Source organism: Sphingopyxis sp. BSNA05 (assembly GCF_013265645.1).
Classification (GTDB): Bacteria; Pseudomonadota; Alphaproteobacteria; order Sphingomonadales; family Sphingomonadaceae; genus Parasphingorhabdus.
On the sequence record NZ_PYIA01000059.1, the window covers coordinates 11,839 to 36,927 of the forward strand.

The following is a 25,089-nucleotide window of genomic DNA, read 5'->3' on the forward strand; positions in this document are numbered from 1 at the left end:
TCCGATTGTGAATGACGCGGCGGGTTCAAGCTCCCGCCGCGTCACATTCCCGTTCAAGCCGGGAAATTGGTGATCGCAAACCCTTGTCCAGCACAGCGACGGCCGCTGAGACCAGACATCCTTCGCACGCCGGGTCAGTCCGGAAGCAGAACCGGGATACATTGGCCCATTCCAACCCCCGGATGCGATCAGATACGGCTAGAACTTGATGCTGGCGCCAAATGTCAGTCTCCGGTCCGGCAAACCCTGGAAGCACAGCAACGCGCCATCGTTCACACAATATTGCTCGATTTTGGACTTGGTCAGATTGACGCCTTCGACACCGATATTGATATTATCGGTCAGATCATAGGTGATACTGCCGTTCAGCTGTCCACGCGCCGCAGTGGTGACCGGGAAACCAATCGTGCTGCCCTGGGTTGCCCCACCAGCAGTGTCCAGCGTGCGAAACGCATCACGCCATGTGTAACGCGCACGAGCCGACAATCCATATTTCTCGTAGAAAAGCGTGACATTATAGGCATGCGGCGAGAAATCGAGCAAGCCCTGGACCGCGGTGAAAGGACCGGTGAGACCGCTACTCGATTCGAGGATCGCCGTTCCTCGACTATCCGCATCGGATGTGTCGGTCGCCTGCCCGCCGCTGAACTTCTGATAGGTATAGTTGGCCGCCAAACCAAAACCGGATGCAAAGCCGATACTGTCTTCAAAAGCTGACAGATTGTACTGGAAAGCAACTTCGACACCTGTCTGCTTGGTCACGCCCGTATCGTTTATCGTGGTCGAAACCGGCACGCACAGCCCGTTGCCGGGAGAGGCCGAAAATACGTTTCGATCGGCGATCGGATTATATATCCCGCCCCCTTCACATGGCGCGGTAATATCCTTGAAGCCGGTAACCGGATCGACGAAGGGCGCAGTTTCCAGCGTTACGAACAGGTTGGTCCGCCGTTTGTGGAAGACACCAACGCTGACCACCGCCGCAGGAGCGAAATAATAGCTCAGCGAAGCATCATAAGATGTCACTTTTTCCGGCACCAGACCCGGATTACCGATTTCGACCGGCGTATTCGGACCCGTTCCAAACCGTACTGATGTTTTCAGGGAATCGAAATCGGGGCGATTGATATCCTGACCATAGCTTGCCCGGAGCACGATATCGCTGGTCAAATCGGCCGCCAGATTGACCCTTGGCAACAGGAACCGATATTTGCCCGGCGTATTGGTCTGATTGATTATATTGCCGTTCGCATCGACATTGTTGCCCACCGAATTGATGGCCGTGTCGACGTAGCGCAAGCCGGCGTTCCCGCTAAAAATGCCCGCTGCAAAATTGAGCTGGCCGTACACCGCGTGGGTTTGTTCGGTAATCCGGTAAAAGGAAGCCGGATTGAAGCTGGGATCCGCCAATACACGCCCGCCCGGTTCGGCCAGCAATGCGGCCTGCAATGTGGCCAGCGTTCCTGCCTGATCGGAATAGGCGAGATTCGGATCGATGATCAGAAAATCACCGAAGAACAGAGACCGGCCATCGGCCTTGCCGAAATTAGAAGGCCCGGCAACCAGCAGCTGGGAAAACACCGACCCGTTCGGACTGTCGGCCAGTGCTGACAGACCGATGCTGGACGTTATTTCATTAAACTCCGTCGACCGGTCATTGTACCGATAACCCAAATTAAAAGATGTCAGAAAGCCAGTCAGATCTTCAAGATCGAGCGTGAAGTCCATGCGCCCGGTATATTCGACATTCCTGTTGCTATTGTCGCTGACCGACACGGCATCGAGAACAACGTTGTTCGGGTCAAGCAGCTGGGCAATCGTCGGAGCAAAGGGCGAACTGGTATCTATTCCGAATGCGAGCGACCCGCCGGACAGATCATAAGCGAACGGCGTGCCGTTATCGTTCGCAGATCCGGTAATCGGCGTGTTCGGGTTGATGAAATTCAGCGTCGTGCTGAGGTCGGGAGTGCGCGAACTGGCGAGCGTACGCGACCCCTCGATCCGCGCCTTGAATCGGCCGCTCTCCCATTCTCCGCCAGCCCTTATCAGATTGCTTTCGGTCAGCCGGGCGCCGGTATCGCTTGAGAAGCGCAAATTGGGTTCATTCGGGACATTCGGTTGAAGCGTACCGGTTTCTGCCGCCTGAATGCTGCCCAGGTCGACACCGCCGAGAGAACCGAAATTGATCGTTTCAAAGGTATCCGGGACGTTGGTATTACGGACTGAACTCACGCCTGAGCCCTGAATTCTGGTACTCTGCTGCCGGCGCGTCTGCTTGTTGTAAAAACCGTCGACATATAATTTCAGACTGTCTGACGGCGCCCATTCGAGCGAACCGGCGACATTATAAGTCTCGTAGTTGAAAATCTCGAACTCCTGGTTCAGGAACTGGATACCAAGATAGTCAAAATCCGGACCAGGAGCCCCCGCTGCAGTCACGCTGGTTCCTTGGGGAATCAGGGTATCCCGGTCGACGCGAGGGCGCGATGACGAAGCATCCTGCTTGGCATAGCTCCCACTGAGCACGATACCGATACGGCCCGCACCGGTGTCCCAATTTTTGCCAAAACTGCCTGATATGCGGGGCTGAACGCTTTCCGACTGCTCACTATATTCGCCTTGGGCGCGGAACGCGATTAGCGTATCCCGGAGATCCAGAGGGCGGATCGTGCGCAGGTTGATGGTGCCACCGACCGAACCTTCGGTTGTCATGGCCGTTGGCGCCTTGATGACTTCGAGCGAAGAGATGATCGCCGCGTTGATATCTTCAAAATTGATGCCACTGCGACCCGAACCGGACCCGACGGTACCGACCCCATTGATTTCGATACGGTTATCGTTGGAACCACGGATCTGGACCCCGGTTCCGATACCGGCCTCTCTGGTGATCTGCACCCCTGTGATATTCTCGAGAACCTCGGCCAGATTCTGGTCGGGCAGCTTGCCGATATCCTCGGCCTGAATGACTTCGACAAGGCTTTCCGCATTGCGCTTTTCATCCAGCGCCTTCGCGAGCGAGCCGCGGATGCCGGAAACCACAATTACATTCTCATCTGCCTGATCATCCTCCGCTTCCTGGGCGAAGGCTGGCGCAGCCACCAGAGTCATTGCCGTCCCTGCCAACAGAAACGCCGACGCGCGCCGCCGCAAAACTTTGCCGGACGCAGATATACTTGCCTTTTTCATCGAATCCTCTCCCTGCACTCTTATATTTGATGGGAAACTGCCTTGGTCTGAACATTTTGTCAACCTATATAGCATACCTTTATAATTTTTATTGTCATACCAATTATATATGCCTATCTGACTGCTTTTATATAAGTGCCTTCGGGAATTTCCGGCATCGGTCGGGTTCGACCGTTGTCGTCGATCAGATCACCTGTCCCGATCGAACAGATCCACTTTGAAAGGAGCGTCCTCAGCAGGACGAGGCTTGTAGACAGTCGGTCATCATCGGACACCGTTCTTGATACAGCTACCGCTGAAGACTTTCAGCGTCCCGACTGGCGTCCATAGCGCTGGAATATCAATAGCGCCCGTAAGCAGCATGACCATCGCTGGCCCGACCGATCAGCATCATCTTCCTATTGCTGGCGAGTACGCTTGGATTGATCAAAATCCTCTAAGACATTCCATGATAACAATATTCACCGCAGGCTGAACATGCGCACTATCCATGCCGTCGCCAAAATCGAATATTTCCAGGCCAAAGGCTGCCGCTCGTCATTAGTGGCTCCCGTCTGGAGGATTGCAACCGGTAGTTACCGCCGTGTCGCCGGTCATGCACAGGCGGTACTCGGGTCGGACTTGACGCTGTTGTGCGCTCGGAACGCTGCACCCTCAAGACTGCCGATAAGCGATGATTGTGGATTGGCGTCGTCGGAGAAAACCGCCCTGCCCCGCTTACGACAGAGGCCTATATAACGGTTCAATCGCCGCGCAGCTGATGTCGCGCGGAAGGGGTATCCTTTTTCCGCTATTCTAATGCCTTGTGCCGGAACTCCATAGTCTGGCGTTCGACGAGATTATCAAGGTTAATAATGATCGACATCGACAGCATCTTCACAACTTCAACGATGAGCAGATCGCCCGGCTTCCCGATAAGGATTTCGCCTGCCTGAACCGGATCTTTCTCGAGGAAGAACCGCTGCTTGAACATTCCGGATATGAAATAAGGGCGGCCGGAACTGGACCAACTCCTTAACTTGCAGTCGGTGCCAAAGGGAAACAAGACGATGAATATTGCGCTGTATTACTCGCCAAGAACGTTCCGCTAGCGGGCCACCATGAGGGGGGGACATCGGTTTCGGACTTCGAAGGGAATCTTTATTTCAACAGATTGGGCAGCGCCATCGACAGCGAAGGAATATAGCTGATCATCATCAGCGCCACGATCAATGTCAGATAGAAAGGCCAGATCGTCCGGATGGTTTCTTCGACCGAAATCTTGCCGACCGCCGCACCGACGAAAAGCACCGACCCGACCGGAGGTGTCACCAGACCGATGCCCAGATTAAGCATCATGATCACGCCGAAATGCACCGGATCGATGCCGAGCGCGCTGACGATCGGCAGGAAGATCGGGGTCGTGATCACGATCAGCGGCGACATGTCCATGAATGTCCCGAGCAATAGCAGGATGACATTGATGATTAGCAGGACCAGTATCGGATTGTCTGTCGCAGCGTTGATCAGACCGGCCAGGTCCGACGGCACTTCAAGGATTGCCAGCACATAGCCGAAACTGCCCGCCGCGCCGATGATCAGCAGCACCATCGAGGTTATCCGGATCGACGACATCGCCGATTCGACGAATTTCCGGTAGCCGATCGTGCGGTACACCAGCACGCCCACCATGATCGTGTAGAGCACTGCGACAGCCGAAGATTCCGTTGCCGTAAAAATCCCGCTCAATATGCCGCCAATGATGATCACGGCCGTCAGCAGCCCCGGCAGCGCGAATGTTACCGCGCGCAGAAACGGACGCCATCCGGGAAAGATACCCGCAGGATAGCCGCGTTTTGTGGCGACCAGCCATGCCACCACCATCAACATGGCGCCGGTCACAATGCCGGGAATGATCCCGGCAAGAAACAGGTCGCCGATCGACACGCCGGTCCCGGAAGCGGCGGCGTAAATGATCATATTATGCGAGGGCGGGATCAACAGCCCGACGATGGCGGCGGTAATGTTCACATTCGCGGCATAGTCGCGGTCATAGCCTCTTTTCTCCATCAGCGGAGAGATGGTCGAGCCCATGGCCGACACATTGGCAATGGCCGACCCCGACACCGCTCCGAACAACATCGACGCGCCGATATTGACTTGTCCTAGCCCGCCGCGGGCCCGGCCCAGCGAAGCCTCGGCGATATCGACCAGCCGTCCGGCAATGCCGGACCGGTACATCAGGTCGCCGGCAAAGATGAAAAAGGGGATCGCCATCAGCGAGAAAACGCTGATCCCGGCGGCCATTCTCTGCAGGGACACTGCAAGCGGAATATCGAGCGCCAATAATGCCGCGGCGCTTGCCGTTAGCAAGGCAAAGGCGACCGGTACGCCCAGCGCCAGCATGAGCAGAAGGACACCGAGCAGGATGAACAGCTCCATCATAAATCTCCCGCGTCGGCCAAAATTTCTTCGATCGGTTTCTCTGCGGTCCAGCCGGGCCGCAGCAATTCTCCGACAAACCGTGTGCTGCAGAACAAAATGATGGCAGAGCCGGCGAGAGGCAGCGGCACATAGGCCCATGAGCGGGAAATCCCCAGCGAGGGAATGACGTGGCTCGAAATGATATTGGTAAGTTCTATTCCCCAGATCAGCATCATGAAGCCACAGGCTATGACCACCAGTTCGGCCATCAGACGCATCAGCCTGGCTATTTTTCCGGCAGCGCATTTTGCAGCGCCAATATCCGGATATGGAAACCTTCATTGAATCCCGCAGCGGCCGCCAGCACCGCATACCAGGTCATCAACAGCAGCGCGGTCTGTTCCGACCAGCTCGGGCTGGCATTGAGGACATAGCGGGCATAGACCTGCCAGCCGATAATCAATGTCATCGCGACGAGGCCAGCTGCGGCTATCCACAAAATCACCTGACTTAGTCGTGCGTTGAACGCCGTAATGTGATCAAGCATGGTCCGCTCCTATTTCCGCGATTTCGTCGATCAGCTTTCGTTGCGCCGGCGTCTCGATATAGTCGCGCCATACCGGCTGCACCCGCTCCACAAAGGCCTGCTGGTCGTCCACCTCATTCACTTCCACGCCGCTGGCACGGATCGTCTTTTCGGCATCCAGCGTTTTCAGATCCCATAATTTACGCATATAGGGCACCGATTCACGGGCGGATTTGCGGACAATCTCCTGCTCGCTTGCAGTCAGCTTTTCCCAACGCTGCCGCGACATGACCAGCACTTCGGGCGCGATAACATGACGGGTCAGGCTATAATATTTCGCGACCTCGAAATGGCGCCCTTCAAAATAGGATGGCCAGTTGTTTTCCGCGCCATCGATAACGCCCTGCACCAGCGACTGATATACTTCGCCCAATGACATCGGGGTCGGATTGGCACCCAGTTGCTGGATCAGCGAGACGTACAGATCGCTGTTCTGGACGCGCAACTTCATGCCTGCCATATCTTCAGGCGTCCGGATCGGACGTTTCGTATTGTAGAAAGAACGCGCGCCGGAATCGTAAAAGCACAGACCGATCAGGCCATGCGGTTCCAGCGAGCGAAGGACTTTCCGTCCCGGCGCGCCGTCCATCGCATCGCGCATATGTGCAACATTGTTGAACAGGAAGGGGAGCCCCAGAATATTGGTCATCGGCTCTATCGAATTGAGCGGACCGAGACTGACCCGGTTGATATCAATCCCGCCAAAGGTCGTCATTTCGAGCGTGTCCCGTTCCGCGCCCAATTGGCTGCCAGCATATAGTTTGATCGAGAGCCGGCCATCCGAATAGCCTTCCATCAGGCGGCCCATCTCGGTGATCGCCAAGGATGTGGGATAGCTTGCGGGATGAAACTCGGCCGTTCGGAACACTGAGCCCGGCGCCTTGGAACAACCGGCAAGTGCGGTGGCGGCGATGCCTGTGACAAGCATTTGCCGCCGGGAAAAGACAGCATGCTCACCCAAAGCCAGGACCCCGGTCGTCTTGTTCTCTCGGTATCGCATTATTGCCTCTCCCCGTTTCGGCCATGCAGAGCAGCCTGTTATCCTCAATTGGCGATCAGCGCTGCACTCTTCCCGAACCATCTCCAGCCATCAGCTTCTGCACTTCATCTACGCTGACCCGATTGAAGTCGCCCAGGATACTGTGCTTGAGGCAACTCGCAGCCACCGCGAATTCCAGCGATTGCTGTTTGTCATCATAGGCATTCAGGCCATAAATAAGCGCCGAGGCAAAGCTGTCGCCGCCGCCGACCCGGTCGACAATATCGGTGATCTCATAGTGACGCGAGAGCTTGAACCCCTGTTCGCGGTCACGCAAACAGGCGGACCAGCCATTGCGATCCGCGCTCTGGCTTTCGCGCAATGTGATCGCGATGGTGCGCATGTCGGGGTAAAGCGCGAGCACTTTCTCGGACAGGGCTTCATATTTTGCGGTATCAAGTTCGCCGGTCTCCACATCGACGTCGACGCTGATATCGAGCGATTTCTGGCAGTCCTCTTCATTGGCAATGCCGATATCGACATATCTCACGAGTTCGGTCATCACTTCCGGTGCCGCCTTGCCATATTTCCACAGCTTGCCGCGGAAATTGAAATCACAGGACACCGTCACCCCCGCCTTTTTCGCCTCCTTGAGGCATTCAAGACTGAGATCGGCGGCTGACTGGCTAAGCGCCGGCGTGATGCCGGTAATATGCAGCCATTTGGCACCTTCGAATATGGCCGGCCAGTCAAAGTCGCCGGGGCCACATTCGCAGATTGCGCTATGGGCCCGGTCATATACCACTTTCGAGGGTCGCTGATTTGCACCCGATTCGAGATAATAGATACCCACCCGGTCGCCGCTGCGGCGGATCATCGATGTGTCTACGCCAAAGCGGCGCACTTCGTTTATCGCGTGCTGGCCGATATCATTGTCCGGAAGCGCGGTGACAAAAGCGGATGACAGGCCGTAATTGCTCAGAGCTACGGCGACATTGGCTTCGCCGCCTCCGAACGTCGCTTCAAACGCCGGCGACTGAAAAAAGCGCTCATGCCCCGGCGATTTCAGTCGCAGCATGATTTCACCAAATGACAAAAACTCCGCCATATCTCTTATCCTTCCCTATGTATTTGTCGGGCGGGCGATCTTGATCGCTTCCCGCGCCAATCTTGTGATGGCTTCATAATCACCTGCTGCGATTGCATCTTTTGGGGTCAGCCAGCTTCCGCCGCAGGCGATCACCGACGGCAGCGCCAGAAATTCTGCGAGATTATCGGCTGAAACACCGCCCGTCGGCATGAAACGTATGTCCCGGAACACCGAACTGAACGCCTTGAGCATCGGGACGCCACCCGCCAGTTTGGCCGGGAAAAACTTTACCGTCCTCAGTCCGAGCGCATAGGCCCGCTGCACTTCGCCGGCGGTCATTGTGCCCCCGAAAACGGCAATCCGGCATCGATACAGAAGCGGGCGACATCGTCGACCAGCCCCGGCGACACCACAAATTGCGCACCGCGCGCCTGGACGGCCTCGGCCTGCTCCACGGTGAGGACAGTGCCTGCACCCACAATGATATCCGAAGTCGATTCGACAATAGCCGACAGACAATCGAGCGCAGCGTCGGTCCGAAGTACCAGTTCGACCACGCTGAGCCCTCCTGCCTTGAGGCTTCGGCCGTTGCGATTGCCACGTCGGGATCGCTCGCTTCGATCAGAGGCACGACCGGTGCAGCGGCCAATCTGGCATCCAGTTGCCTGGCGATATCATTGCTCATGTCATAACTCCTGTCTCGTTTCGGCCGGTTCACAATAGTGGCCTGGACTTTGATCCGCGTACTAGATCGCCACCAGTTTGCAGCTTGCTTCCAGATTATCGCCAAATCCTGCTTTGACGGTCTGCCCGCTCTCGACATCATGGACTCCGGTAATGGCCCCTGCCGACACCCATATCCCGGGAGTAATCGCTATGTTCCGCTTCCTGAGCAGGTTCAGCAGGAAGACGACCGAGCCAAATGGCCCGTCCAGCATGTCAGCCATATTGTTTGAACCAACGGTTTCACCGTCAATCTGCAAACTGACCGGCATCGTCAGCAAGTCGGCATCCCGCCATTCCGCGATCGATGGGCCCAGAACGATACCCTTGTTATTGCCAAAATCCGAAACTGTGACCGCTGGCCCATAGCCATTGATTTGCGAAAAGGGCGAACTGGCGATTTCAATTCCCACCCGGACATCATCAATATAACGCGTGACCGTGTCGATATCGCATTCTTCCTGAGGCACCGAGCCCAAGCGCAACAAGACTTCGGCTTCTGCGGCGGCAAATCCGTCACCATAAATGGGCATCTCGGGAATATCGCCATTTGCGGCATCTGTGATTTCATCGACAAAAATCGGGCCCGACAATCGCTCGGCAGCAAATTTTTCGACGCGATCGGGTGGCACACGGCCCACTTTCCACCCGCCGATCTGACGGCCATCAAGGGCAATTGCGATATCCTGGATCGCATAGCCTTCATCCATCGATTGCGGAATTTCACCGGGATAAGAGTGAAAGGCAGACGCCGTCTTGCGCGCGTCGACAAAAGCTTCCGCGATCGATTGATGTCCCAAATTTTCTTGCATGCCGATAATTCCTCTTTGCCCAAATTTCCTTAATAGACACCGGTGTCAAAAACAAGTAGCTTTCGTTTCTATTGCTTTTCGGCATGCGGTCGACCTAATGATCTATTTGCGCTATGCCGCCGTGCAGATAACGCTGGAAATTGCCCTGTCGGGTTCGAAATATGATACCGATCAACACACGGATTTTCTGAATGCCCACAAGAGCAAATCGTCCGAAGACAAAACAGCCAACGATCAACGATGTTGCGGCCCTGGCGGGCGTATCGAAAAAGACGGTCAGTCGCGTTATCAACGAGTCACCCCTGATCAGCGAGAAGACCAGAGAGAAGGTCAAAACGGTGATCGCGGAACTGGGCTTCGTGCCAAATCCGCAGGCGCGGGCGCTCGCCTTTCGGCGGAATTTTCTCATCGTGTTGCTACATGACAATCCGAATGCCCAGACGGTACTCAATTTCCAGAATGGCGTGCTTGATGCGATCAAGGATAGTGATCTCGCGCTTCTTGTCCGCCCCGTGGATCGCGATTCCGACGATATGCTGGAAAATGTGAGGGTGTTTCTGGAGAAACAGCGGCCGATTGGCGCGCTTCTCCTGCCACCAATTTCCGAAAATGATGATCTGACCGAATTGTGCCAGTCGCTGGGCGTCCGCTATGTCCGGATCGGCTCTGCCGAGCTTGACGAACCGGGAAAATGCATATCGTCAAATGACAGAGAAGTCGTCGAAAAGGCCTGTCGCAAGCTGATTGAACTCGGACACCGGCGCATCGGTTTTGTAAGAGGTCCCCAGGGCTTTCGATCCGCACGGGAGCGCGAGCTGGGATTTCAAGATGCCCTGCGTGGCGCTGGACTGACGATGTCCGAAGAACTCATAGCTCAGGGCAATTATCGGATAGATTCCGGAACCGAGGCGGGACATAAATTATTGTCACTGAAGGACCGGCCGACCGCAATATTTGCCAGTAACGACGAAATGGCCGCGGGCGTGATGCAAGTCGCGCTAGGCAACGGGATTTCCGTCCCCGAACAATTGTCGATTATCGGCTTTGATGATTCCCCGACGGCCACCCATATCTGGCCCCGCCTCAGCACGGTGCGCTGGCCGATACGCGAAATGGGCGCGCACGCGGCGCACATGCTCGTCTCCGAATTTCTGCCGCCCGTTCCGGGTATCAATGAACCCGAATATGCCATGCTTGCGTCTACATTTGTCGAGCGGCAGTCGGTGGCGGCTCCGGAGAAATAGAGCTTAGTTGGCAGGCTTTGTCGGCACACAGAGACGGATGGCAAACTGTCTGTCTTCACCACATTATTTCCCGCGCATGCGAAAGGGCCGATTTCCGGGAGAGTGGAAATCGGCCCTGGCTGGTGAAACAGTCTGTAAAATTCCGGGATTGGAACCAGAATTGAAGACCCGATCGCCGGATATTCAAAGCGGGGTAATTATCTAGAAATTATACCGCGCTCCGATCAGGAAATTGCGACCGGTATGGTGATACAGGGTCGGCAGCTCCAGACGGTCGAAAGTCTGGTGCTCGACCTCGTCGGTCAGGTTTATCGCTTCGAAGGTCACCGACAGCTTTTCGGTCAACTGATAAGATGTCGAAAAGTCGAGGTTGAACGTCGCTGCCACGCCCCGCTCTTCCCGGCCTTCGGTGCGACCGCTGGCGTTGGGGCGTCTGGTCACATATTTATCGCGATATGCTCCCGTCACCCTCGCGCTGAATTTTTCATCCTCATAATAGAGCGTTCCGTTCAGACTATGCGGTGAAAACCGATGATATCGTCCGATTTCACATAGGTGTAGTTTGCTGTAACACCGAAATTTTTCAGAAGACCCGGCAGGAAGGTGAAGGGCGTTTGGAAAACGATTTCAAGACCTTCGATCTTGGCATCTCCCCCGTTCACCTGTTGCTCGATGTCTACGCGTGGATCCAGTCCGTTCGCAAGGTCGATGCCCAGCGGACTGGTCGGCGAAGCAACCGAGGTCGGCAGACCAGTCTGACTGAACGTGGTTTCGATGGTATCGCTCCGCAGGAAGAACGAACTGACGTCCTTGCGGAACAATGACAGCGCCAGCAGACTTTCTGGCTGGAAATACCATTCGAAGCTCAGGTCGTAGGTCCATGCGCGATAGGGGTCTAGACCCGGATTACCCAGATCGAGCGTATAGGGAGGGCCTCCGAAGGAGTCGATAGCACCACCCGGCGTCAGGTTGCCCAGCGAAGGGCGCGCCATCACGCGAGACACGCCGCCACGAATGAGGAAGTCCGATCCCGGCTCCAGAACCAGGTTAACGGATGGCAGCCAATCGTCATATTTGCGGGTGAGCGTTACATTGGTCGTGCCGACAAAACCGGTCGAAGCGGTTTTGGTTTCGACATAACGCACGCCCGCGTCTCCGCGCACCGGCATTCCGCCCAACTCGAAATTGAAGTCGGCCTGGACGTAACCACCATGATCTGTTTCCACCACGCCGCGGGTGTCCTGGAGGCGCTGGACCGGTTCGATGTTGAACAGGTCGACCAATGCAGCTGACGCTTCAAAATTGGCCGAGACCCAGGAGGTATCGATACCCGACACGCCTAGACCCTTGCCAAAATCGGTGACCAGTCCGGCGAGCGCATTGGACACCACAGGTGCAGTTGTGAAGCCTGGCAGACCGTCAACACTTCCCTCGGCCCGGCCTTCGAAAGTGGAGAATTCAAATTTCTTGTAACTATAGCCTGCGCGCAATGTAATATTGTCATTGGCTTCCCAGGTCAGGTTCGGTTGCAGCGTATCATAGGTGTTCTTAACGCCCTGCGGACGGTTACGATATTGCGTGAGCAGGAAAGACCCGGGGTTGGTGACATCAAGATCACCATAGCTGATCGCAGGCGTATCAAAGCCATTGGTAAAGTCATAGGAATAGCCATTGACCGCGTCGGCAGCATCAAAGAATATGGTTGCCTGCTGCGGTACCTTAAAATCGGAAACCGAAATTCCGCCAAGAAGGTCGAAGCGCAATGTGTCGGTCACATCATATTTGAGGCGGCCGGTTATCTGGTAATATTCATTGGACAAGATATCCCGGCGATGTTCGCTGCGGATCGGGACGAGCCCGTTTGCAGCATCGGGCTGCACGTTGGCAACTAGCCGTGTGATAACGCCGTCTGAATTGACGGTATAATCGGTTACGTCAAAATTGTCGGTGTTGCTCCGCACGAAAGCTTCCAGAAATTCTTCGTCGCGGACACCGTTGAATTTCGAATATAGTCCGTCGAACGTGACGCTGAACCGGTCGCTGGGACGAAACTCCAGCGAACTGGTGATGCCAATGCGTTCCTGCTGATAATCCAGCCGGCCATAGCGCGGGATCCGCGCATAATATGCATTGCGCAATTCCTCACAGGCGCCGCCCGTCGGATTGCCGGTGCAATCTTCGCCATTTGCAGACCGGAACGTCCCCAAATCATCGAACCGGACCGACGAGAAACCTTCCTCGCGAATGTCGCGGTCCGAATAGGCTATGGAAACCAGCGCACCGAATGTCTCATCAGGGTTGGTGTAAGATAGCAGTCCGGCAACGCGGGGCCCGATATCTTCCGACAGATCATTATAAAACCCTGCACCGAGACCGCGCCGGTTAGACCAACGCCATAATCGGAAGGTCGCCCGGTATTCAATTCAACATTCGCACCCAGAGACCCCTCTTCGATTGCAGCCGACTGGGTTTTGCGAACTTTCAGTTCGTTAAACAGTTCGGAAGCGAAAGCGTTGAAATCGAAGGAGCGCGAACGGTTGGTGCCGCCGGAAGCGTCAGACCCACCATTTGTCGAAATGGCTTCCAGACCGTTTATGCGGACGCGGGTAAAATCACCGCCCAGTCCGCGAACCGTAACACGGCGCCCCTCACCAGCTTGACGGTCGATCGCACGCCCGGGATCCTCTGCAGCGACTCGGCGAGGTTCAAGTCCGGGAAATCGGCGATGTCTTCGGCTTTGATCACGTCAACGACGCCGGCATCAAGACGCTTTTCATCCAATGCCGCGTTCAGGCTTCCCCGAAAGCCGGTAACGACGATAACCTCGTCACTGTCCGCGGCCTGCTCGCCATCCTGTGCATGCGCAGGCGCGGCCAGCAAACCGGCCAGTGATACGCTGCACGCGAGCGCAGCGACAGCGGAACGGCGCGCATGTCCAAAATTGTTTTTCATTATATTTCCTCCCAAAAATTCTTCAAAAGTCAGCCCGAATAGTCAAAATGACACCGGTTACTCTGCAAAGCAAAAAACAGCTGACAGGTTGCTACATAATTTTCAGAAAAGTGGAACCAATTGGTCATGCCTCTCCTCCATTCACGCTAATTTCAATCCGGTTTTATACGGTAACCGGTGTCATTCTTATTGCTGCTTCTGAAAACTTATGTCAAGAGAGAATTGTTGGGAGAGAAAAATGATCAAAAATTGGTGCTGATATGGATCGCATTGGCCGGATTTACGGGCTTTCAAGCCTCAGGAGCGATAGCGCAAGACAGAATCGCTTTCCCCGGTGCCGTTGGCCCGGCGGCGCAAACCAGAGGTGGGGCCGGCGGTAAAATTGTCCGGGTTACCACATTGGCTCCGGACGGTCCGGGGTCGCTAAAAGCGGCTATCGCGCAAGAAGGTCCGCGGATCATTATATTCGAAGTTGCCGGTGTCATAGACATGGGCAGAAGCAATCTGACCATCGATGAGCCCTATATCACGATTGCCGGGCAAACCGCGCCGGGACCGGGTATCACCATCATCAAAAGCGGCATCGACGTCAGAACCCATGACGTGATCATCCGCCACCTGCGGGTCTATACCGGCGTCGACGGACAACCCAAACGCAGCGGGTGGGAAGCGGATGCATTTTCGACCGTGCGGGCCCATAATGTCATCGTAGACCATTGCACCTTCCTCTGGGCGATTGATGAAAACATGTCCGCATCCGGCCCGCGATTCACCGGTGATAGCATCGAGGAATGGCGGCAGGGAACCAGCCGAAATATCACATTCTCGAACAATCTTGCAGCCGAAGGCCTGGCCGACGCCAGCCATCCCAAGGGCGAACATAGCAAAGGCTCGCTGATTCACGACAATGCCACCGGCATCGTCTTCTACCGCAATCTCTGGGCGCATAATGTCGAACGCAATCCGCTTTTGAAAGGTGGCGCGCAGGGTCTGATGGTCAACAACGTCATTTACAATCCCGGCCATCGCGCGGTGCACTATAATCTGATGAACCTCGAATGGGCGGGACAAGAATATGTCACCGGAGAAATAACCGCGATCGGCAATGTCATGCGGGGCGGCAATGATACCAACGATGAGCTTCCTTTCCTGATGCTGGGCGGTGACGGCGACCTGAAATATTATGGCCGAGACAATCTGGCCGTTGACCGGCATGGCAAGGCGCTGCCGATGTTCGGTCGTTATGGTGAAACCCAAGCCAGGCTGGTCACCGTGAAACAGCCGATGGCGTCGACTGACGATATGCGCATCCTCTCCTCCCGCGACGTGGAAACATCGGTGCTGGCAAGCGTGGGCGCCAGGCCGTGGGCACGGGACAAGGAAGAGATCCGCATATTATATTTTGTAGCGGAAGCCGCGGCGAGATTATCGATGATGAAAACGAGGTCAGCGCCTATCCGGCGGTGACGGAGCCTGTGCGCGCGGCCTTCGACGAAAGCCAGTGGGATCTGGAGACGATGGAACCTTGTCCGGACTATATCCCGGCCAGACGGGACCCGCCCCGGCAGAAAATTTGAGCGAACGGGACGCGGCGATGCGCGGGACAGGAAAATGATCGCGCCGGAAGCCCGGTGAGGACGTGACGCTTCGTCGGCGAACATTGTTGGCCGGGTCGGTGGCTGGCCTTGTCTTGCCCGCAGCCACCTGCAGGTCCCAGTCGCAATCACCTTCGGCCAGCAGATATTCTGACGGCGGCTCCGGATGGAACCGGCCGGCCCACATCCGTCCGGACGATAGCCTCTTCCTCTGGCCAGACGATATACTGGATATCCCTGACGGTCTTGCCGAAGAGGTCCTTCAGCGCAGTGATGATCCCTTGGCCAGCGACCGCATCGCACAGAATATCGTCAAGCCGCGTCTCGATATTTTCCGGCCAGCAGAACCCGACGGCACGGCGGTCATCATCGCCCCCGGCGGCGGATATCGATATTGCGTGGTCGACAAGGAAGGCTATGAACTGGCGCGGTTTCTGCGGGACCGAGGAACCACCGTCTATGTTTTATTCTATCGGTTGCCGGCCGACGGCTGGGCGAACGGAAATGACGTTCCGCTGGCCGACGCCCAGCGGGCGGTTCGGCTGGTCAGAAGCCGCGCGAAACTGGAGCGGATCGATCCGGCGCGCATTGCCGTCGCAGGATTTTCCGCAGGCGGCCATGTTGCCACCAGCCTGATGACGCGCTTTGATGCCGGCGTCTATGATCCGGTAGATATTGCGGACGCGGCCCCCGCCCGCCCTGATGCGCTGGTTGCCATTTATCCGGTCGTGTCGATGGATTCGGCGATCGCCCATATCGGCAGCCGGGACCGGCTGATCGGTACTAAGCCGGATGCTGCCCTAACCGCACTTCATTCACCCGAGCAAAATGTCCGGGCGGACATGCCACCCCTGTTCCTGCTCCATGCCGAGGATGACGATGTCGTTCCCGTCGCTAACAGCATGCGTTTGCACCAAGCCGCCAGCGAGACCGGAACGCCCGTCGAGGCCCATTATTTCGCGAAGGGCGGACATGGCTTCGGCCTGATGAAGACCGCGGGACTACCGGTTGCTATCTGGCCGGAGCTGCTATGGAACTGGATGAACGCACAGCAGTTGCTCTGAAGGTCGGGCCTTTGCCGTCAATATTTCCAGCGTTCGGTCAGCATTTTCGCCTTGCCGTCTTTGACTGCAATCTCTGCGGATGGTTCTTTCGGATTGCCGTCCTGAAACAGCTCGTAAATGACGGTTCCGTCCTGCTGCAGGCTCTCGATCACCCGCACCGGCGTAAACAGACCTGAAGGCGTTGCGGCACGCGCGTTTTCAGGGACATCGGCCCAGGCCAGATCGCGCTGCACTTCGACCACCACATAGGCGCCGTTTTCCTCCAGCATGTCCAGCTCGACCTCGCTGCCATCGGGCCGCGTTCCTTCCACGTCGTAGAAGACCATGCCGTCGCGTTCCTTGCGTTCGGCCTCGCTGATCACCATGCCCGGAATTTCTGCCAGGGCAGCAGAGCGCACCCCATCGGGAATATCATCCACCTTCGTGATCGTGGCTTCCGGGCCGGCGTCCAGTATCGCCGGCTGCTCGGCTTCATTGTCCTGCTTCGAACAAGCGGCCAGCATCGCGCAGCCCATTGCAATCGGAATCATATATTTCATCGTCTCTCTCCTGTGTATTCAGCTTCCCGGCTGGATATAGGGCACGGTCGCAAACAGCTCCCGTTCCCATTTTCGCGGATCGCGCTCGACGCGGCTATCCTCATCGAAAATCATCGTCTTGCGCATCGTCATGTCATAGGGTGCCCAACCGGGATTGCCGGTACGGGCGAAGGTGACAAAGGCCTCCATCAAACGTTCGCTCATCGCCCGTTGCGCAGCCGAGGAGTCGGCGACCGTCCCGAAAGACAGGGCGATATCGTCTGTATGTTTGGCCTGCTCGAAATCAAGCTGGTAGACGAACGTCCTGTCCGCGGCTGGCGGCCCTGCCCTTGCCCGCGCTTCGGCTTCCTCCACCTGCCCGCGCCAGCTGCGCGCGGCGGTGACGATGCGGTGAAACAGTTCGAGAGGTCTGGCTTCGGGATAGCGGGCACGAAACTGCGTCACCACCCAGTCGGGCCGGATATCGACCCGCATTTGCGGCGCAATCCGCTCGGCCAGATTTTCCATGGTCAGGCCTGCGATCGGTGGCTTGTCCGGATGGTAGAAAGCGCGCGTCTCCATAATCGTATTGCCGAGCATCATCGGGATATGATTGGATTGCGGCGCGGCATCCGGCCAAAAGGGGTGCCGCATCAAATGCTGCATATCCAGCACTGGCCCCATGTAGACATTGCCGCCGAGCACGGGATCGATGGCGGACAGCGCTTCTGTCAATTGCCCGATCGGGGCGATTGTCGGATCGACATTTTCGCCAAGTGCTGCGAGGAAGGCCTGCATACGTTTTGTCGCGTTGAGCGGACCCGATGCGGTCACCTGCTGGCCCGACATTGTGATCGCTTTGTGGAACAACCCCTTGGCCGCCGGCATAGCCATTAGCGTCGCAATCTTCGCACCGCCGCCCGACTGGCCAAACAGGGTGACATTAGCAGGATCACCCCCGAATGCTCCGATGTTGCGCTGAACCCATTGCAAGGCCGCGATCAGGTCCAGCTGCCCGTTGTTGCCACTGTCCGGGAAACGCTCGGGCATATAGAGATAGCCCAGCGCATTAAGCCGGTGGTTGACGGTGACGACAACCACATCGCCGCTCGCCGCCAGATTGGTGCCATCGTTGACCGGATCAGTCACGCTACCGGTCGAATAAGCGCCGCCGTGGAAGTAGACCATCACGGGTCGCGCTTCTTTGGCGTCGCCGGCCGGCGTCCAGACATTGAGGAAAAGGCAGTCCTCCGATTGCGGCTCATATTTCCCGCCCCGCTGCGGACAGGCCGGACCAAATCCGCCGCCCGCCGCCTGTTCCGCGCCGGCGACCGGCTGCGGTGCCCGAAAACGCATCGCACGCGCATAGCGGATACCGGCAAAACGCCTTGCCTTGATTGTTAGCTTGTCGGCAGAATTATATTGAAAACTCCCCAGATAGCGTCCGGCCGGCGCATCGATCGTGGGAGAGGATATTGTTGCAGCATGGGCGGCACCAGCACTCAGCGCAAAGGCCCCGATCCCGCCTAGCACGGCCCGGCGGGTCGGGCAAAATCTATCGTGCGAGCCAGCCACCGTCGACCGCCAATATATGCCCCTGCACATAGTCGGACGCACTAGAAGCCAAAAAGACAGCCGCTCCGCCGAGATCGGAAGGATCTCCCCAGCGGCCAGCGGGAATCCGCTCCATGATCTGCCGGTTGCGATTTTCGTCGGATTGCAGGGCAGCGGTATTGTTGGTCGCGATATAGCCCGGCGCGATTGCGTTGACGCAGACCCCTTTGGAGGCCCATTCATTGGCCAGCAGCTTGGTCACCCCGCCCACGCCCGATTTGGACGCGGTGTAGCTGGGCACGCGTATGCCGCCCTGAAAGGTCAGCATCGAGGCGATATTGATGATCTTGCCGATCCGGCCGTCGGCCTCGTGCGCTGCAATCATCTCGCGCCCGGCGGCCTGGCACAGGAAAACAGGCTTTTGAGATTGGTGTCGATCACCGCATCCCAGTCTTCCTCGGTAAAATCGACCGCGTCGTTGCGACGGATGATGCCGGCATTGTTGACGAGAATATCGACGCTTCCGAGCTTTTCCTTGGTTTCGTCAATGATCCGGTCGACCGGCTCGATGGTCGAAAGATCGGCAGAAATAATCTCCGCCTGACGGCCAAACGCCCGTGCTTTCTCGACCGTCTCGGTCGCCGGCGAGCGGCCAACCGCGGCGATATTGGCACCGGCTTCCGCCAGCGCCAGAGCGATGCCCTGACCGATGCCGGTATTGGCACCGGTCACGATGGCGGTCTTTCCACTGAGATCAAACATAGCGGTCATTTCAACTGGCAGATATCCAGAACGTTCATGTCGGTATAGTCCAGATTTTCGCCGCCCATCGCCCAGATGAAGGCATATTTCTTGGTCCCCGACCCCATATGGATCGACCAGGGCGGCTGATCACAGCCTCTTCGTTGGCAATAACGATATGCCGCATGCTCTCTGGCTCACCCATATAATGGAACACGCGGTCGCTTTCTTCCGGCATATCGAAATAGAGATAAATCTCGCTGCGCCGGTCGTGCAGATGCGGCGGCATGGTGTTCCATACGCTGCCTTCTTCCAGCACGGTCAGACCGAGCAGCAGTTGGGCGCTATCGCACACACCCGGAATGACAAGTTGGTAAATCGTGCGCTGGTTGGAATTGGCGAGATCGCCTCGCTCGAGAGGGTTGGCTTGATCCAGCGTGATATGCTTGATCGGGCACGTTTTGTGGGCAGGCAGCGAAGCCAGATAGAAACGCGCACCATCGCCTTCAAAAATGACTTCTTTGGAACCCATCGGAATATACAGACATTCCTTCGTGCCCATCTCGAAACTCTGACCGTCAACCGTCACCTTGCCGCCAGTCCCGATATTGACAGCGGCCATTTCCCGGCGCTCCAGAAACGGGTGACCAGCAGCGGATGCCGGTTCGGTTTGATCCGGCAGCTTCAACGCGCTGCCACGGGGCACTGCTCCGCCGATAACAAAGCGCTCGTTGTGCGAATAGTTCAGATGAATTTTGCCATCCTCGAACATACCCTGAACCAGGTGACGATCAACGAGCGCATCATTGTCGACATTCTCCATCATGTCGGGATGAGTCGCGTGGTAGGTTTTCTGGAACATATCTGGCCTCGTAATTGCGTGTTTCATGGAGCGAATATGACGAGAGTTAGGCATTTAGGAAACCGGTGTCAAACGATATTTACCGTCATTATCCGATGTGCATGACTGTCGAACCGGGTTACAGAAAGGCGAAGTTCACAGCATCGCTCTCGACGCGTCCGCAGGCTCAGGCGGCGATCAAAGCACCACCCACGCCATACCCAAGCGCGTACGCACTTTAGGGCATTACCGCAGGAAACTGATTTTCACTAAGCTGGAAAAATGGTGCTGCTAGAGAGAATTGAACTCTCGACCTCGTCATTACCAATGACGCGCTCTACCACTGAGCTACAGCAGCCGGACCATTTTGATGCGTTGGCGATAGCCGTCCTGACGGGCGGTTTCGACCGAACCGAGGCGCTAAGACCAAATGCGTGCGATCTTGTCAAGCGGAGTTGCGTTTTTCACCGGATAATGCAATCAGACGCCATGCCAAACCCCAACCCAAATCGGAAAAAATGCGCAAGGAAGCGGAGAAAGTCGAGCGATTGGCGGCCCAGTTGCGCGCCAATCTGCGTCTTCGCAAGGCCCAGGCAAAACAGATGGTACCCGGCGACACCGATGCCGAAGCGCAGTCCTAGAATCGCACCCTAGGCGTTTACCACCGCCCGCTCCGGTTTGATGATCTCGAAATCATTGACCGCCTCGATAAATTTCGCGGCCACTGGCGCCACCTGGTCCGTTTCGGGATCAAACCAGACATAGGTCAGCTTGACCACATTGAGCAGCTCGTCTCCGCGCAGCAGATGGACGAGTAGCGAATAGCTGGTGCGGCCGAAACGGGTGATCCGCACCGCTATGTCGAGCAGGTCGTCGGCGCGCGCCGGTGCGCGATAATCGACATCGGCGTGGCGGACCCAGTTGTCGCCGCCGAAATGCTGCATGAAGCCGCCGAGCATTTCGCCGCTAGGCTGCGTGCCGCTTTCCGCCATAAGCGCGCGCATATATTCGGTCAGGCCGATATCGGCAAAGCGAGATAATGGGCATTGAAGACAATGCCCTGCAAATCGCATTCGGCATAGCGCACGCGAATCGGGGTGATCAGGCGAAAGCCGTCGCGGGGGTTTTTCTGTTCGGTCATGGCGCCGGCTCTTTCCCCAGCGCCGCCTGACTGTCAACCGGCTTTGGCAGCGGTCATGCAAAAGGCATTGAGCTTGTTGCCGTCGGGATCGCGAAAATAGCCCGCGTAGAAACCCTCGTCGCCGCGCGGTCCCGGCGCGCCCTCGTCGCTGCCGCCATTGGCGAGCGCAATATCGTACAGCCGCTGTACCTGCTCCGTGTCCTTCGCTTCCAGGGCAACCATCACGCCGTTGCCGACGCTAGCGGCGTTTCCGTCGAACGGTTTGGTCGCGGCGATACCCGGCGCGCCGCCCATCGTGCCCCAGGCAATGAACTGGTCAAAATCCATCATGCGTCCGACACCCATTTCACCGGCGAGCGCATCATAGAATTTCGCCGCTTTCTCCAAATCATTGGTGCCCAATGTTACATAGCCGATCATGTTCTTCCCTCCTTTTTATGAGAGAGAACATTACAGGAACAAATGAGTCGCGTCAACGGACTCAGAGGGGGGCGGTCTGTGCCTCCAGCCATTCCAATGCCTCGCCCTCCAGCTGCGGTGCAATCATCGCGCGCACCTTGGCGTGATAATCGTCAACCCACTGGCGCTGGCTTTGCGAGAGCATGTCGACGTCAATCAGCTTTCGCTCCAGCGGTGCAAAGGTCAGCGTCTCGAAGCCCAACATGGTCTGTTCGCCGCCTTCAATCTCCCGTTCCTCGACAAGAAAGAGATTCTCGATGCGGATGCCGAATTCGCCCGCCTTGTAATAGCCCGGTTCGTTGGACAGGATCATGCCCGGCTGCAGCGCTTCGCTCAGACCGCCGGCGCCGGATATCCGCTGCGGGCCTTCGTGCACCGATAGATAGCTGCCGACGCCATGACCGGTGCCGTGACCATAGTCGACGCCATCGGCCCAGAGATATTGCCGCGCCAATATGTCGAGCTGGCCGCCGGTCGTGCCCTTGGTAAACACCGCCTGGTCGAGCGCAATATGGCCCTGCAGGACCTGGGTGTAACGCTTGCGCATTTCCGCGGTCGGCTCGCCGACAGCAACCACGCGGGTGACATCGGTGGTGCCGTCAAGATATTGGCCGCCGCTGTCGACCAGATAGAGCGAATTCAACTCAATCGGCTGATTGGTCTCCTCGTTCACACTATAATGCGGCAGCGCACCATGATCGCCGGCGGCAGAAATCGTGTTGAAGGAAAGATCCTTGAGTTCCGGATTCTCCTCCCGAAACTTGCGCAGCCGGGCGGCCGCCGACAATTCGTCCAGTCCGCCCTTGGGAGCCTCGTTCGCCATCCAGTGCAGGAACTTGGTCAGCGCCGCGCCATCGCGCTTCTGCGCGGCCTTGTGGCCGGCGATCTCGGTTTCATTCTTGATCGCCTTGGCGAGAATGGTCGGATCGCGGTCCTTGACGATAGTGGCACCCGCATCGTCGAGCGCTTCGAAAATGGCGGCAACCGAACGTTCCGGATCAACCGCAACGGTTTTGCCGGTCATGTCCGACAGGGCGTCGGCCAGCTCGTCATAGTCGCGGATCTCGACATGATTGCCGAGATGTTCACGCACCACGTCGGTCAGCTTCTCCGGCGCAACAAACAGGGTCGCCGTCTCGTCCGCGCGCACGATCGCGTAAGCCAGCGGTACCGGCGTGTTCGCAATATCCTTGCCGCGGACATTGAAGAACCAGGCAACCGAATCCAGTGCGGCGATGACGGTGGCGTCATAGCCCTTGTCCTTGAGCCATGTCGCGACATCTGCCCGCTTGTCGCGCGCCGATTTTCCGGCATATTGATCGCTATGGACCGCGAGCTTCTCCGGCGAACGCTGCGGCTGGTCTCCCCAGACCGCGTCGACGGGGTTGTGCTGCACCGCGACCAGTTCAGCGCCCGACTTGGTCACTGCCTTGCTGGCCGTTTCCGCCCATTCGCGAGTGTGCAGCCAGCTGTCATAACCGATTTTCGAGCCATTCTGTGCATTGGCAGCCAGCCATTCATGCGGCTTCTGATCCGCTACATTGACATATTCATAGAGATTGCCGTCGACCTGGTCACGGACCTGCACAACATAGCGCCCGTCGATAAACATCGCCGCCTTGTCCTTCAGCACGACAGCCGAGCCGGCCGAGCCGCCAAAACCGGTCAGCCAGGCCAGGCGCTGCGCATATTCGCCGACATATTCGCTCATATGCTCGTCACAGATCGGCACGACAAAGCCATCGAGACCGTCTTTCTGCATTTGTTCCCGCAACGCCTTGAGGCGCGCTTCGTAGGTAGACATCAACATCGCCGAGCAAACTCCTTGAATTAGCTTATAGTGGAACACATAGGAGTTCCGAGCCCCATTCGCCACCTAAATCCGGCTGGAGATATAGAGAGAATATGACCAAAAGCTGACTCGTCCGCCATTTGCAGAACAGCGCGCCCATAGCTACGAACGGCACGGATATGTCGTCGATGACCCGTGGCACTGGCTGAAAGATGCGCGATATCCGGTTGTCGAGGACGAGGATGTGCTCGCCTATCTTAAGGCGGAGAATCAGTGGTTTGAGCAGAATATGGAAGGGCGGAAAGAGCTGACCAAATCCCTGTTCGCCGAGATGAAGGCGCGGATCAAGGAAGACGATAGCTCGGTGCCGCAAAAGGATGGCGACTGGCTCTATTGGGCCAAGTTCGAGGAGGGCATGCAATATCGCCAGCATTGGCGCAAAGCGGTTTCGGGCGGCGAAGACCAGCTGATGCTGGACGAGAATTTACTGGCCGAAGGCAAGGAATATTTCCGTCTGGGCGCGGCATCGGTGTCTCCGGATGGCCGCCTGCTGGCCTATTCCTTTGACGACAATGGCTCGGAACGGTTCGAAGCGCGGATCAAGGACCTGGCGAGCGGCGAATTACTGCCCGACATCATACCCGGCACCCTGTCGAGTCTGGTCTGGTCTGCCGATTCAAAGAAGCTGCTCTACGGCCTCGCCAATGAACAATGGCGCACCGACAATGCCCGCCTGCATGTACTGGGCAGCGATATTGCCGAGGATGTCGAGCTATATCACGAAGATGACGAGGGCTTCCGCGTTGGCATTGGCCTGACCCATTCGGAAAAATATATCGCCATATCGACCGGCGATCACGAAACCAGCGAAATACGGCTGGTGCCGACCGACAATCCGCTCGCCGAACCGATCTTGGTATCAGCACGCAAGACCGGCCGCGAATATGACGTCGAGGAGCATGACGGCACGCTTTATATCCTGACCAACGATGATCATGTGAATTTCCGGCTGGCGACGGCACCGGTCGCCGATCCCGACAATTGGACGACCCTGATCGCCGGTTCGGATGAATTTTACCTGACCGACGTCTCTACCTTCAAGGACTTCTACGTCACCGAGGGCCGCGAAAACGGTCTCGATCAGGTTGAAATCCGTTCCTATGACGATCCCGCCAAGGTCGAGCGCATCGCCTTTCCCGAGGCCAGCTATAGCGCCGGGCTGGACGACAATCCGGAATATGATGTCGACAAGCTGCGCCTCAGCTATGACTCGATGGTGACCCCGGGCACGGTCTTCGACTATCATCTGTCCGACCAATCCCTCGAAACACTCAAGGTGCAGGAAATCCCGTCTGGCTATGACGCCAGCCAATATGTCACCGAGCGGCTGATGATTGAGGTGCGCGACG

At 57.0% G+C, this 25,089-nt stretch carries 19 protein-coding genes, 1 tRNA gene and 6 pseudogenes; 5 read left to right on the forward strand and 21 right to left on the reverse strand.

Annotated elements, in window-relative coordinates; translation table 11 throughout:
* Positions 1-198: 198 nt before the first annotated feature.
* From C8024_RS06690 to C8024_RS06725, 8 genes and pseudogenes are all read right to left on the reverse strand, one after another.
* Complete coding sequence (locus tag C8024_RS06690) at positions 199-3,186, reverse strand: TonB-dependent receptor (RefSeq protein ID WP_217272053.1); 2,988 nt, start codon at positions 3,184-3,186, stop codon at positions 199-201.
* Between the two features lie 790 nt (positions 3,187-3,976).
* Positions 3,977-4,159, reverse strand: a complete 183-nt coding sequence (locus C8024_RS06695) for a hypothetical protein (protein ID WP_173203640.1) — start codon at positions 4,157-4,159, stop codon at positions 3,977-3,979.
* A gap of 167 nt (positions 4,160-4,326) precedes the next feature.
* Positions 4,327-5,610, reverse strand: coding sequence for a TRAP transporter large permease (locus C8024_RS06700; protein ID WP_254305654.1), 1,284 nt, complete (start codon positions 5,608-5,610; stop codon positions 4,327-4,329).
* Positions 5,607-6,136, reverse strand: a pseudogene (locus C8024_RS23095) (TRAP transporter small permease). The gene C8024_RS06700 and the pseudogene C8024_RS23095 overlap by 4 nt, the downstream one beginning before the upstream one ends.
* On the reverse strand, positions 6,129-7,103 hold the full coding sequence (locus C8024_RS06710; RefSeq protein WP_173203644.1) for a TRAP transporter substrate-binding protein: 975 nt from the start codon (positions 7,101-7,103) through the stop codon (positions 6,129-6,131). The pseudogene C8024_RS23095 and the gene C8024_RS06710 overlap by 8 nt, the downstream one beginning before the upstream one ends.
* Positions 7,104-7,230: 127 nt before the next feature.
* Positions 7,231-8,262 (reverse strand): sugar kinase, encoded by a 1,032-nt coding sequence (locus tag C8024_RS06715; protein ID WP_173203646.1) that lies wholly within the window; start codon positions 8,260-8,262, stop codon positions 7,231-7,233.
* Positions 8,263-8,277: 15 nt separating this feature from the next.
* A pseudogene (eda, locus tag C8024_RS23100) lies at positions 8,278-8,801 on the reverse strand (bifunctional 4-hydroxy-2-oxoglutarate aldolase/2-dehydro-3-deoxy-phosphogluconate aldolase).
* Positions 8,802-8,990: 189 nt separating this feature from the next.
* The gene (locus C8024_RS06725) at positions 8,991-9,779 is read right to left on the reverse strand and encodes a 2-keto-4-pentenoate hydratase (RefSeq protein WP_173203648.1); all 789 of its coding nucleotides are present in this window, start codon (positions 9,777-9,779) and stop codon (positions 8,991-8,993) included.
* A gap of 191 nt (positions 9,780-9,970) precedes the next feature.
* Here C8024_RS06725 and C8024_RS06730 point away from each other — a divergent pair, with 191 nt between their 5' ends.
* Positions 9,971-11,023: a LacI family DNA-binding transcriptional regulator gene (locus C8024_RS06730; protein ID WP_173203650.1), complete on the forward strand. Its 1,053-nt coding sequence runs from the start codon at positions 9,971-9,973 to the stop codon at positions 11,021-11,023.
* A gap of 201 nt (positions 11,024-11,224) precedes the next feature.
* Here C8024_RS06730 and C8024_RS20105 read toward each other — a convergent pair whose 3' ends face one another.
* The 4 genes from C8024_RS20105 to C8024_RS20110 form a co-directional block, all read right to left on the reverse strand.
* On the reverse strand, positions 11,225-11,464 hold the full coding sequence (locus C8024_RS20105; protein ID WP_367947206.1) for a hypothetical protein: 240 nt from the start codon (positions 11,462-11,464) through the stop codon (positions 11,225-11,227).
* Positions 11,465-11,532: 68 nt separating this feature from the next.
* Positions 11,533-13,371 (reverse strand): TonB-dependent receptor, encoded by a 1,839-nt coding sequence (locus C8024_RS06735; protein WP_217272059.1) that lies wholly within the window; start codon positions 13,369-13,371, stop codon positions 11,533-11,535.
* Positions 13,287-13,691, reverse strand: coding sequence for a hypothetical protein (locus C8024_RS23105; RefSeq protein WP_367947209.1), 405 nt, complete (start codon positions 13,689-13,691; stop codon positions 13,287-13,289). The genes C8024_RS06735 and C8024_RS23105 overlap by 85 nt, the downstream gene beginning before the upstream one ends.
* Positions 13,616-13,975 (reverse strand): hypothetical protein, encoded by a 360-nt coding sequence (locus C8024_RS20110; RefSeq protein WP_217272056.1) that lies wholly within the window; start codon positions 13,973-13,975, stop codon positions 13,616-13,618. The genes C8024_RS23105 and C8024_RS20110 overlap by 76 nt, the downstream gene beginning before the upstream one ends.
* Before the next feature lie 306 nt (positions 13,976-14,281).
* Here C8024_RS20110 and C8024_RS06740 point away from each other — a divergent pair.
* Both C8024_RS06740 and C8024_RS06745 read left to right on the forward strand, forming a co-directional pair.
* A pseudogene (locus tag C8024_RS06740) lies at positions 14,282-15,590 on the forward strand (polysaccharide lyase family 1 protein).
* 60 nt (positions 15,591-15,650) lie between these two features.
* Positions 15,651-16,634, forward strand: a complete 984-nt coding sequence (locus C8024_RS06745) for an alpha/beta hydrolase (RefSeq protein WP_367947207.1) — start codon at positions 15,651-15,653, stop codon at positions 16,632-16,634.
* Between the two features lie 17 nt (positions 16,635-16,651).
* Here C8024_RS06745 and C8024_RS06750 read toward each other — a convergent pair whose 3' ends face one another.
* The 5 genes and pseudogenes from C8024_RS06750 to C8024_RS06770 all read right to left on the reverse strand — a co-directional run bounded on the left by C8024_RS06750 (position 16,652) and on the right by C8024_RS06770 (position 20,646).
* Positions 16,652-17,173, reverse strand: coding sequence for a PepSY domain-containing protein (locus C8024_RS06750; RefSeq protein WP_217272057.1), 522 nt, complete (start codon positions 17,171-17,173; stop codon positions 16,652-16,654).
* A gap of 18 nt (positions 17,174-17,191) precedes the next feature.
* Positions 17,192-18,685, reverse strand: a complete 1,494-nt coding sequence (locus C8024_RS06755; RefSeq protein ID WP_367947208.1) for a carboxylesterase/lipase family protein — start codon at positions 18,683-18,685, stop codon at positions 17,192-17,194.
* A 22-nt stretch (positions 18,686-18,707) separates the two neighbouring features.
* Positions 18,708-19,477 (reverse strand): annotated as a pseudogene (gene kduD / locus C8024_RS06760) (2-dehydro-3-deoxy-D-gluconate 5-dehydrogenase KduD).
* Positions 19,474-20,309 (reverse strand): annotated as a pseudogene (gene kduI, locus C8024_RS06765) (5-dehydro-4-deoxy-D-glucuronate isomerase). Before kduI ends, kduD begins: the two co-directional pseudogenes overlap by 4 nt.
* Positions 20,310-20,571: 262 nt before the next feature.
* Positions 20,572-20,646 (reverse strand) — tRNA-Thr (locus C8024_RS06770).
* A gap of 160 nt (positions 20,647-20,806) precedes the next feature.
* Here C8024_RS06770 and C8024_RS22515 point away from each other — a divergent pair.
* Positions 20,807-20,929 (forward strand): hypothetical protein, encoded by a 123-nt coding sequence (locus C8024_RS22515; RefSeq protein WP_302051598.1) that lies wholly within the window; start codon positions 20,807-20,809, stop codon positions 20,927-20,929.
* 9 nt (positions 20,930-20,938) lie between these two features.
* Here the strand turns inward: C8024_RS22515 and C8024_RS06775 are convergent, their stop codons facing one another.
* The 4 genes from C8024_RS06775 to C8024_RS06785 all read right to left on the reverse strand — a co-directional run bounded on the left by C8024_RS06775 (position 20,939) and on the right by C8024_RS06785 (position 23,692).
* Positions 20,939-21,280, reverse strand: coding sequence for a thioesterase family protein (locus C8024_RS06775; protein ID WP_254305657.1), 342 nt, complete (start codon positions 21,278-21,280; stop codon positions 20,939-20,941).
* 20 nt (positions 21,281-21,300) lie between these two features.
* Positions 21,301-21,429, reverse strand: coding sequence for a hypothetical protein (locus C8024_RS22520; protein ID WP_302051599.1), 129 nt, complete (start codon positions 21,427-21,429; stop codon positions 21,301-21,303).
* Between the two features lie 33 nt (positions 21,430-21,462).
* Entirely contained in the window at positions 21,463-21,849 is a 387-nt protein-coding gene (locus C8024_RS06780) for a VOC family protein (protein WP_173203657.1), read from the reverse strand.
* A 61-nt stretch (positions 21,850-21,910) separates the two neighbouring features.
* Positions 21,911-23,692: an aminopeptidase P family protein gene (locus tag C8024_RS06785; protein WP_173203659.1), complete on the reverse strand. Its 1,782-nt coding sequence runs from the start codon at positions 23,690-23,692 to the stop codon at positions 21,911-21,913.
* 112 nt (positions 23,693-23,804) lie between these two features.
* Here C8024_RS06785 and C8024_RS06790 point away from each other — a divergent pair.
* A pseudogene (locus tag C8024_RS06790) lies at positions 23,805-25,089 on the forward strand (S9 family peptidase); the annotation flags it as partial.

Coding starts and splice junctions, on each gene's coding strand:
- C8024_RS06785 (WP_173203659.1), bottom strand. CDS start 23,692: ATGTCTACCTACGAAGCGCGCCTCAAGGCGTTGCGGGAACAAATGCAG.
- C8024_RS06690 (WP_217272053.1), bottom strand. CDS start 3,186: ATGAAAAAGGCAAGTATATCTGCGTCCGGCAAAGTTTTGCGGCGGCGC.
- C8024_RS06715 (WP_173203646.1), bottom strand. CDS start 8,262: ATGGCGGAGTTTTTGTCATTTGGTGAAATCATGCTGCGACTGAAATCG.
- C8024_RS20110 (WP_217272056.1), bottom strand. CDS start 13,975: ATGAAAAACAATTTTGGACATGCGCGCCGTTCCGCTGTCGCTGCGCTC.
- C8024_RS06780 (WP_173203657.1), bottom strand. CDS start 21,849: ATGATCGGCTATGTAACATTGGGCACCAATGATTTGGAGAAAGCGGCG.
- C8024_RS06700 (WP_254305654.1), bottom strand. CDS start 5,610: ATGATGGAGCTGTTCATCCTGCTCGGTGTCCTTCTGCTCATGCTGGCG.
- C8024_RS22520 (WP_302051599.1), bottom strand. CDS start 21,429: ATGACCGAACAGAAAAACCCCCGCGACGGCTTTCGCCTGATCACCCCG.
- C8024_RS06730 (WP_173203650.1), top strand. CDS start 9,971: ATGCCCACAAGAGCAAATCGTCCGAAGACAAAACAGCCAACGATCAAC.
- C8024_RS06695 (WP_173203640.1), bottom strand. CDS start 4,159: ATGTTCAAGCAGCGGTTCTTCCTCGAGAAAGATCCGGTTCAGGCAGGC.
- C8024_RS22515 (WP_302051598.1), top strand. CDS start 20,807: ATGCGCAAGGAAGCGGAGAAAGTCGAGCGATTGGCGGCCCAGTTGCGC.
- C8024_RS06750 (WP_217272057.1), bottom strand. CDS start 17,173: ATGAAATATATGATTCCGATTGCAATGGGCTGCGCGATGCTGGCCGCT.
- C8024_RS06725 (WP_173203648.1), bottom strand. CDS start 9,779: ATGCAAGAAAATTTGGGACATCAATCGATCGCGGAAGCTTTTGTCGAC.
- C8024_RS06775 (WP_254305657.1), bottom strand. CDS start 21,280: ATGGCGGAAAGCGGCACGCAGCCTAGCGGCGAAATGCTCGGCGGCTTC.
- C8024_RS06710 (WP_173203644.1), bottom strand. CDS start 7,103: ATGCTTGTCACAGGCATCGCCGCCACCGCACTTGCCGGTTGTTCCAAG.